7 protein-coding genes and 2 pseudogenes are annotated in these 7,991 nt (G+C 64.0%); 6 read left to right on the top strand and 3 right to left on the bottom strand.

The window, feature by feature from the left end:
• From QJT78_RS53160 to QJT78_RS14405, 4 genes and pseudogenes are all read left to right on the top strand, one after another.
• Nucleotides 1-156 (top strand): annotated as a pseudogene (locus QJT78_RS53160) (IS21-like element helper ATPase IstB); the annotation flags it as partial.
• A gap of 432 nt (nt 157-588) precedes the next feature.
• Nucleotides 589-1,537, top strand: a pseudogene (locus QJT78_RS14415) (AraC family transcriptional regulator).
• A gap of 52 nt (nt 1,538-1,589) precedes the next feature.
• Nucleotides 1,590-2,540 (top strand): AraC family transcriptional regulator, encoded by a 951-nt coding sequence (locus tag QJT78_RS14410; RefSeq protein WP_038944742.1) that lies wholly within the window; start codon nt 1,590-1,592, stop codon nt 2,538-2,540.
• Between the two features lie 101 nt (nt 2,541-2,641).
• Complete coding sequence (locus QJT78_RS14405; RefSeq protein WP_038944743.1) at nt 2,642-2,929, top strand: hypothetical protein; 288 nt, start codon at nt 2,642-2,644, stop codon at nt 2,927-2,929.
• A 29-nt stretch (nt 2,930-2,958) separates the two neighbouring features.
• On the opposite strand, the gene QJT78_RS14400 is transcribed toward QJT78_RS14405, so the two are convergent.
• From QJT78_RS14400 to QJT78_RS14390, 3 genes are all read right to left on the bottom strand, one after another.
• Entirely contained in the window at nt 2,959-3,825 is an 867-nt protein-coding gene (locus tag QJT78_RS14400) for a PhzF family phenazine biosynthesis protein (RefSeq protein ID WP_038944744.1), read from the bottom strand.
• 68 nt (nt 3,826-3,893) lie between these two features.
• The gene (locus QJT78_RS14395; RefSeq protein ID WP_038944745.1) at nt 3,894-4,103 is read right to left on the bottom strand and encodes a hypothetical protein; all 210 of its coding nucleotides are present in this window, start codon (nt 4,101-4,103) and stop codon (nt 3,894-3,896) included.
• Nucleotides 4,100-4,942, bottom strand: coding sequence for an AraC family transcriptional regulator (locus QJT78_RS14390; protein WP_038944746.1), 843 nt, complete (start codon nt 4,940-4,942; stop codon nt 4,100-4,102). The genes QJT78_RS14395 and QJT78_RS14390 overlap by 4 nt, the downstream gene beginning before the upstream one ends.
• 452 nt (nt 4,943-5,394) lie before the next feature.
• Between QJT78_RS14390 and QJT78_RS14385 the strand changes: the two genes are divergently transcribed.
• Nucleotides 5,395-7,272 (top strand): PAS domain-containing sensor histidine kinase, encoded by a 1,878-nt coding sequence (locus tag QJT78_RS14385; protein WP_240537724.1) that lies wholly within the window; start codon nt 5,395-5,397, stop codon nt 7,270-7,272.
• Nucleotides 7,269-7,940 carry a response regulator transcription factor gene (locus QJT78_RS14380; RefSeq protein ID WP_038944749.1) on the top strand — a complete coding sequence of 224 codons (672 nt, stop codon included), beginning with the start codon at nt 7,269-7,271 and terminating at the stop codon, nt 7,938-7,940. The genes QJT78_RS14385 and QJT78_RS14380 overlap by 4 nt, the downstream gene beginning before the upstream one ends.
• The last annotated feature ends 51 nt before the right edge of the window (nt 7,941-7,991 follow it).

Genomic DNA, 7,991 nt, shown 5'->3' with positions numbered 1-7,991 from the left:
CGATTCAAAAGCCGCGACGATGTTCAAACAACCCGCGCTCGCGCCGTCTCCGCAACCCCGACCAGCTCCGACGACCCGAGCGCTACCAGCAGAGCACGCCGATCAAAGGGGTCCCTTTTGGAGGCCGATAGGGGGTCCCAGTCAAACGCCGATTGACAGAATTTTGACCAGGCAACCCATCTGACTGCCGTCGCCCTGGAGGTCGGTAGCATTATCCGCTTCGGAGTACGGCGGTCCAGTCGCGTCGCGGCGTGATTTGCGATTGCGACGGGCCGCCGCGGTCGATTGTGGCAAGGCCATTTCGGAAGCGATTTCAATATCTAATGCGCAAATCGTGAACTTGATTCTCCGCAGTCGTCCGGGGATCGCCGATCACAAGATGTCGCGTCCAGGTGCTTTGAGCAGAATCAGGACAAGCACCGCGGTTTCAGGAAAGACCCCGTAGCCCTACGTGGCTAGAAACGCACACCGAGAACTCGCGGCGCGCCGCGGCACCCCTACGGGCGCAAAAGAAGCGATGGCTTCACGCCGGGCGCGCAAATCGCGCCCAGCGGCGCGAGTGCAAGGCCCCTGAAGCGAGCACCTCCAATGAGCAAACCGATCTCGCACAATTCTGCGCGTGAAAATCCTCCGGCCGCATCCGAGCCAAGCCAAGGCCGGTCGTCGGCGACCGGGCGGCGTGCCGCTGATGCCGAGATGGCGCGTGTGCTCCACACCGAACCATTTCGCGTGGCATTGGACTCCTCCGGTGCCGGGATCGCCCACTGGAAACACGAACCGTTGCACGACGTCGTCGAGCCCATGAGCCACCACGTCATCATGGCCTACAACGGCGCGGTGCAGCACATGGAGCGGCGCTCAGGACGGTCGGTTGCGATTGGAACGTTTCGTCGCGGGGTTGTGATCATCATTCCCGAAGGATCGAGCTCTCGATGGGATATTCCGAAGCCTGTCGACGTCGTTCAGCTCTATCTCCCTCACGCAACGCTGAAGTGCGTCGCCGACGAAGCCGCGAGCGGCACATCGAGCGAACTCCTGGAGCGAACGGCGCATCCTGATCCCATTACGTCCCGATTGATCCTGAGCGCGGTCAACACGCTGGAGAGCAATGCGGCCCTGGACACGCTGTTCAGGCATCAGTTGATCGACCTCCTGGCGATGCGTCTCCTGGTTGCCCATACCGGCTCGCAAGCCCCATTCCAGCCGACCATCGGTGGGCTTTCGCCCAAGGTCCTGGCCCGTGCCATCGAACGCTTGCGCTCGGACAGCGATACCGACGTCTCCCTCGATGCCCTCGCCTCCGATGCCGGTCTGTCGCGTTTCCACTTCTGCCGCGCATTCAAGGAAAGCACCGGGCTCTCGCCTCACGCCTGGCTGCGCCAATACCGGCTCGAGCAAGCCATGAACCTGCTTCGCGATACCGACGCATCGATCGCCCTGGTTGCGGCAGAGCTTGGTTATGCCTCGCAAACGGCCTTCGGCGTTCAAGCGATTGAACGGCGAAACGCCGAGCGATTGGCGACGACGCGTGCGTTAGCAGCAATCGCTCCGCAGGTCCCGAAGTGCCTTCCGAACGCGAGACTAACTCCATGGACAAGCCGATCCTGCACGATCCTTTGGGGGCTCTGCTTGCCGCACCCGGTGCGCGCCACAGCGACTCGCCGAACGTCGAGCGGCGGCGTGCCGATGTGGAGATGGCGCGCATCCTGAAGACCGCGCCGCTGCAGATGGCTTCGGACCCCTCCAATGGCGCCATCGCGCATTGGAAGCACGGCGCTCTGCACGACGTCGTCGAGCCCATGACCGACCACGTCATCATGACGTACCCCACAGGCGTTCAGCGCCTGGAGCGACGCGCCGGAAAATCGGTTGCGATTGGAACGGCCCGTTCCGGAGTCGTGACGATCATCCCGGCTGGTTCGAGCGCCAGATGGGATATTCCCGGTCCTGTCGATGTCGTCCAGCTGTATCTTCCGCACGCAACGCTCGAACGCGTCGCCCGCGAAGCCGACGCGCCCATTCCCGGTGATCTTCTGGAGCGAACCGGGCATCTCGACCCTGTCACATCCGGACTGCTGATGAGCGGGGCGGATGTGTTGGAGGGCAACGCGGTCCTGGATGCACTCTTCAGACAGCGACTGACCGATATCATCGCCACGCGCATCCTGGCCGCGCACATCGGCGAGCCAACCGCCATCGAGCCGATCATAGGCGGGCTGGCTCCCCATGCCCTGCGACGCGCGATCGAACGCTTGCGTTCGGATAGCGATTCCGACGTCTCTCTTGCGGCGCTCGCTTCGGACGCCGGCCTGTCTCGCTTCCACTTCTGTCGTGCTTTCAAGGAAAGCACCGGTCTTTCGCCGCATAGCTGGCTACGCCAGCACCGGCTCGAGCAGGCCATGAACACGCTGCGCGACACCGAAATCCCGATCGCCACGGTGGCGGCTGAGCTTGGCTATGCCTCTCAAACCGCCTTTGCCGCCGCGTTCAGGCGATTGACGGGAGAAACGCCGAGCGATTGGCGACGTCGCACGCGCTAAGCAGCAATCACTCTACAGGCCGAGCAATCGCTCTGGCGCAACCGCAGGTCCGCTCCGCTAAATGATCAGGGTGCCCTCGATCCAATAGACGGAGACGAACAATGACCTGGAAGAACTTCGTTAGTCCGGTCAAACTCGTGGCGCGACGAAGGATGGCCGCAGGCGCCATCATGTACGGACTTTCATTGGCCGTTCGCTTCACATCGGCAACCGGCGAGGAAGTGGAAATACCGGCGCAGTCCGTCCACAACGCAAGTCCGGTGATGCCCATCATCGACAGGGATGGCGGCCAGCTTCCGTACGCCGACTGGCGTCCGTACGCCATTGAGCCAATTTTCTTTCGTCACCGCTGGCCGCCGCCGATGGCTTCGACGCCAGGCTGCCCCTGAAGAATTGCAGCGCGGCAACGACCTACGGCTTAACCGGCAATCTCACCATCCACGCACGTAACGCAAGCGCCGCCAACGCTGATCTCGCTGTTCGCTTCGATCGCCAAGGCGATGCGGCCATCGCGCCCGACGCAGCGCCCCTGCGCCGCCGTGTAGCTCGTCCCGGCCTTGAGGAGACCGCGGTCGCGATGGAACACGGCGATGGCGCCGTTTCCACTGCCGCATACCGGGTCCTCGTCGACGCCGCATGATGGTGCAAACGACCGCACCTCGATAGCCGCCTCGCCACCAGCATGACGACCAAAAAGCGAGAGCCCGGTCACACCCAGGCGCTTCTCGAAGGCAGCCGAGCGCCGGAAGTCGGGCGTCAGCGCCAGAACCCTGTCCGCGTCGGCAAGTTGCGCGACGACCCAGACGGCCCCGACATCCACAATCGCTGGAGCCACTTCGCGAACGATCCGATGCCCGATGACTGCCTCCAGTTCGTCGACGTCTGCGACTGATAGAGCCGTTACCTTCGCTGGCGGCAAGGCAAGCGTCAGACGCCTCTCCGCGCCGTCGCCCTCCACGGCAATCCGCACCAGCCCGACACCGCATTCCTGGACGAGACGGCCGCCCCGGGGCATCACGCGGCCCGCCTCCAACACGGCATGGGCGCTGCCGAGCGTCGGATGCCCGGCAAACGGCAGTTCGCTGCAGGGGGTAAAAATGCGCAGGCGGTAGTCCGCCTCGGAACTCGTGGGCGGCAAGAGAAATGTCGTTTCCGACAGGTTCGTCCAGCGGGCAATTGCCTGCATTTCGGCCGTCGCCAGCCCCTCAGCGTCAAGGACGACTGCAACGGGGTTTCCCAGGAAGGGTTTGGAGGAGAAGGCGTCGACGACTTTGTAGGCTCTCATGACTCTCGCTCTGCGGTTTGCCATCGCTGGTTAACGCTTGACCAGCCCCGCTTGTAAAGGGCTGGAGGCTATCGCGCGAGCACCGTGACGATGGTTCGGCAGAAATCGAAAATGAACCGGCCATAGAGAGCGCCGGATCCCGGATCTGAGGATGCCAGGCGATAGGAGTTGCCGAGGGCACGGGCGATCTCCAGCACGCCCGTGACTTCATGCTGCGTCATCGCCAGGTGAATGCCGGCCAGCGGCAGCATCAGGGCCTCAATGCCGACACTGCTCATGACGGCCCCGCTTCGGCGCGAGGCAGCGGCAGGAATTGCGCAAGATAGGCGCTCCTCCATTGATAAGGCGTATCGCCGACGAAACGCTTGAATACTGTCGTGAAATGCGCCTGAGTCTGGAAACCGACGGTCAAGGCAACATCGACCAGCGAGACGTCGGCGCGCCTCAGCAGTTCCTGGGCGCGCTCGATCCGCCGTTTCAGCAGATAGTCGTGAGGCCGCATGCCGACGGCGACCCGGAACTGCGCAGCAAAGTGCATGCGGCTGAGGCCGGCGACCGCCGCCAGATTCTGCAAGGTGATCTTGCCAGCCAGATTCTCGTCGACATATTGCAGCACGCGCTTGAGGCGCCATTTCTGCAACGACCGCACAGACCGGCACCGCTCGTCGTCGACCTGATCGGTCTCGTTGCGCGCGACGGCCGTCGGCCGGCTGGCTCTGCGGGTCAGGATGGCAAGACGCAAGGCGTCCGCAAGGATGGCGGAGTGAGGATGATGGGCCGCTTCGGTTGCCGCGAGCGCATCGGAGAGGCTTCGCATCACCGGGTCCGGGAACTCGCCTGCACCGGCCTCCCGATCGGTCTCGACTGAGATGCGCGCGAGGCGTTTCGCCGATACCTTGAAGCTGGGGCCGTCGCCGGCGGATCGCCGCACACCCGGCGGGGGCGTCTCGATGGCCAGAGCAACATCGAGGTGAACGAGGGAAAGCGTCATCGCCTTTTCGCCGGCGCGATCCGGACGTTCCGCAAGCCCGGACTGGCAACCATCGATGGCCGAGACGCCGATCGAGCCGACGACATGATCCTTCGCGCCTAGCGGGTGTGACATCTGTAGCAACATCGTCGAACTCCTTGTCCCATTTTCGATCCGGCGAGACCCAATGGCTCGTCCGAATGTGGGAGCAGAGTAGTTCGGCGGTCCCCGCGCTCCATTCTACGCGCGGGTGCACCGGATAGGTTCTCGGGTTGATCGCGTCATACCTAGGTATGACCGCGGCGTCGCCGGCCGCGCGGACGTCCCGCTCGCAGCGATGGCGGAACTGGTCTCGCCCTGCGGTAAGTTGACGCGCTCGCCAATGGTCGGAAACTCACGCAAAACCCCTTTTTTGCCGGGGAATGTGCCTCGTCGGCACGCGCGCGGGATCGAACCGCGGCAACGTCTTTCAAGAGAGCACGAAAATCATGTTGCCGCATGTTGTCGGCCCGATCAAATCGCGGCATCAACGTGACCGAAAATGAGCAGAGCGACCACCAGCGACGATGACCAGTCTTGATCGGGCCACGGGTTCATCGATGAGCCGCGCCGGCTTGCGGTTCTGGTCTGCCGTCCTCGCTTTCGCGGTTTTCCTGGTCGATGTGCTGACGCCGCTCGAGGGCGCAGTCGCGGTTCTCTACGTCGTTGCGATCCTGCTCGCGGCGAGGACGCACCGGCGTAACGACATCATCGCCGCCGCGGTCGGCTGCAGCGTCCTGACCATAACCGCCTATCTGCTGTCGCACGATCTGGAGGAGATCGCCTCGCCTGCCCTTCGTGCGCTGGTGAGCCTCGCCGCCATCGGAATCACCACCTTGCTGGCGCTCCAGAATCAAGCGGCGACGAAGCGTCTCGCGGCGCAGGCGCGCCTGCTCAATCTCTCGCACGACATGATCTTCGTCAGGGATCGCGGCGGCGTGATCACGTTCTGGAACAGGGCCGCGGAACAGGCCTATGGCTGGTCGGCCGACGAGGCGCTCGGGCAACTCGCCGACGCGCTGCTGAGAACCAAATATCCCGACCGGCGAGAGGTCATCGAGGCCGGCCTGCTCGACATCGGCCGATGGGAAGGCAGGCTGGAGCAGCGGACGAAGGCCGGCGGCGCACTCACCGTCGATGCAAGATGGGCGCTCCAGCACGACCATCTCGGCAAACCCGTTGGAGTGCTTGAAACGCACACCGACGTCACGGACCGCGTGGCGGCACACAACGCGCTGGTGCAGAGCGAGCAGCGATACCGCCGGATGTTCGACGCAAGCCGGGTCGGCGTCGTCGAAGAGGACTGGAGCGCCGTGCGGTCCGCGCTGAATTCGCTGGAGACCGGAGGTGCCACCTTGCGGGACTATCTTGCACGAAATCCTGAATTCGTGCGGCATGCCCGCCGGCTCGCCAAAATCACCGACGTCAATCCGGCCCTCCAGAAGATGGCGGGAGCAAGCGGCTCTGCGGTCTTCATGGAAAACGCGGACAGGCTTCTGGGCGAGAACGACCGCAGTTTCCTCGGCGCGCTGGTCGCATTCGCGGAAGGAGAGCGGTTCCACGAAGGCGAGACCGATCTCGTAAGCCTCGACGGACGCAAGGTTCCCGTCCTGTTTACGATCACCTTTCCGGCCGAGCCCGACGGAGATCGCAACGTGCTCGCCTTCGTCATCGACATCACCGAGCGCAAGCAGGCACAGGATGCGCTGCTCGCGGCGCAGGCGGAGCTGGCGCATGCCGCGCGTGTCGCCACCCTCGGCGAGCTCAGCGCGTCCATTGCCCACGAGGTGAATCAGCCTCTGGCAGCGATCGTCACCAGCGGCGAGGCCGGCTTGCGGTGGCTGCGCCGCGACGTGCCCGATCTCAAGGAAGTTGCGACGACGATCGGTCACGTCGTTGCACAGGGCCGCCGCGCCAGCGAGATCGTGACCCGGATCCGGACTTTCCTGAAGAAGGCCCCTACCCAGCAGGATCTGCTGCAGATCAACGAGATCATCGAGGAAGCGACCCTCCTGGTCGCGCGCGAGCTCGTCAAGGACGACGTCACCCTTATCGTCAAGACGGAGCATGGCCTGCCGCCGGTTCGCGGCGACCGGGTCCAGCTTCAGCAGGTCCTTGTCAATCTTCTGATCAATGCCGGCCAGGCCATGTCAGGCCGGCCTGGTTCCCGCACCGTTACGCTGCGCGCCGGAACCGTGGACGGCGAAAACCTTGCCATCACGGTCGAGGACAGCGGCCCGGGCATCCGGCCTGACGACCTGCCGCGCCTGTTTGATCCGTTCTTCACCACCAAGGGCGGCGGCATGGGCATGGGACTTGCGATCTGCCGAACGACGGTGGAAGCTCACGGCGGCCGATTGTCCGTGGAGAGCTCTCCGGGCTCGGGCGCGACATTCCACCTGACACTGCCATTTAGCCAAGAACACGCCTTGCCATGACACGACCAAACCAAGTGCAACCGCCGGCCCAATCCTCCAGTTCAGTCGTCATCATCGTTGATGACGACGCGAGCATTCGTGCCTCGCTCGACAGCCTGTTCCGATCCGTCGGCCTCGAGACACGCCTGTTCGGCTCGCCGGCCGAGCTGCTTGGCGGCGTCATGCCCGACAAACCGGCCTGCATCGTGCTGGACGTCCGGCTCCCGGGCGTGAGCGGCCTCGATCTCCAGGGGCAACTGACCCGCCAGGGCATCAGATATCCGATCATCTTCATGACCGGTCATGGGGACATCCCAATGTCGGTGCGCGCCATGAAGGCTGGCGCCGTGGATTTCCTGTCCAAGCCGTTTCGCGATCAGGACATGCTCGACGCCGTGACGGCAGCCCTCGAGCGCGATGCGCAGCGCCGCGCGGAAGCCGCGACGAAGGAGGATATCCGCATCCAGTATGAGAGCCTGACGGCGCGCGAGCGCGAGGTGATGGGCCATGTGACCGCCGGCTTGATGAACAAGCAGGTGGCAGGCCTGATCGGCCTCAGCGAGATCACCGTCAAGATCCACCGCGGCAACGTCATGCGCAAGATGGAGGTCCGGTCGCTGGCCGACCTCGTTCGCAAGGCCGAAGCGCTCGGGATTTCCCAGAACCGAAAGACTACGGACCAAACCTGAGTATAATTCCGGCGGGACTGCCGCACGGTGCATAAGGCCCCATCGGCCGCC

The organism is Bradyrhizobium sp. Mp27, from assembly GCF_029953005.1.
In the GTDB taxonomy this organism is placed as follows: domain Bacteria; phylum Pseudomonadota; class Alphaproteobacteria; order Rhizobiales; family Xanthobacteraceae; genus Bradyrhizobium; species Bradyrhizobium barranii.
Note: the sequence above shows the minus strand (reverse complement) of the source record. Positions and strands in the feature narration are given on the sequence as shown.

What these genes read in the sequence shown, in the direction of transcription:
- QJT78_RS14390 (WP_038944746.1), bottom strand. Translation starts at nt 4,942, where the DNA reads ATGTTGCTACAGATGTCACACCCGCTAGGCGCGAAGGATCATGTCGTC.
- QJT78_RS14410 (WP_038944742.1), top strand. Translation starts at nt 1,590, where the DNA reads ATGGACAAGCCGATCCTGCACGATCCTTTGGGGGCTCTGCTTGCCGCA.
- QJT78_RS14380 (WP_038944749.1), top strand. Translation starts at nt 7,269, where the DNA reads ATGACACGACCAAACCAAGTGCAACCGCCGGCCCAATCCTCCAGTTCA.
- QJT78_RS14385 (WP_240537724.1), top strand. Translation starts at nt 5,395, where the DNA reads ATGAGCCGCGCCGGCTTGCGGTTCTGGTCTGCCGTCCTCGCTTTCGCG.
- QJT78_RS14400 (WP_038944744.1), bottom strand. Translation starts at nt 3,825, where the DNA reads ATGAGAGCCTACAAAGTCGTCGACGCCTTCTCCTCCAAACCCTTCCTG.
- QJT78_RS14395 (WP_038944745.1), bottom strand. Translation starts at nt 4,103, where the DNA reads ATGAGCAGTGTCGGCATTGAGGCCCTGATGCTGCCGCTGGCCGGCATT.
- QJT78_RS14405 (WP_038944743.1), top strand. Translation starts at nt 2,642, where the DNA reads ATGACCTGGAAGAACTTCGTTAGTCCGGTCAAACTCGTGGCGCGACGA.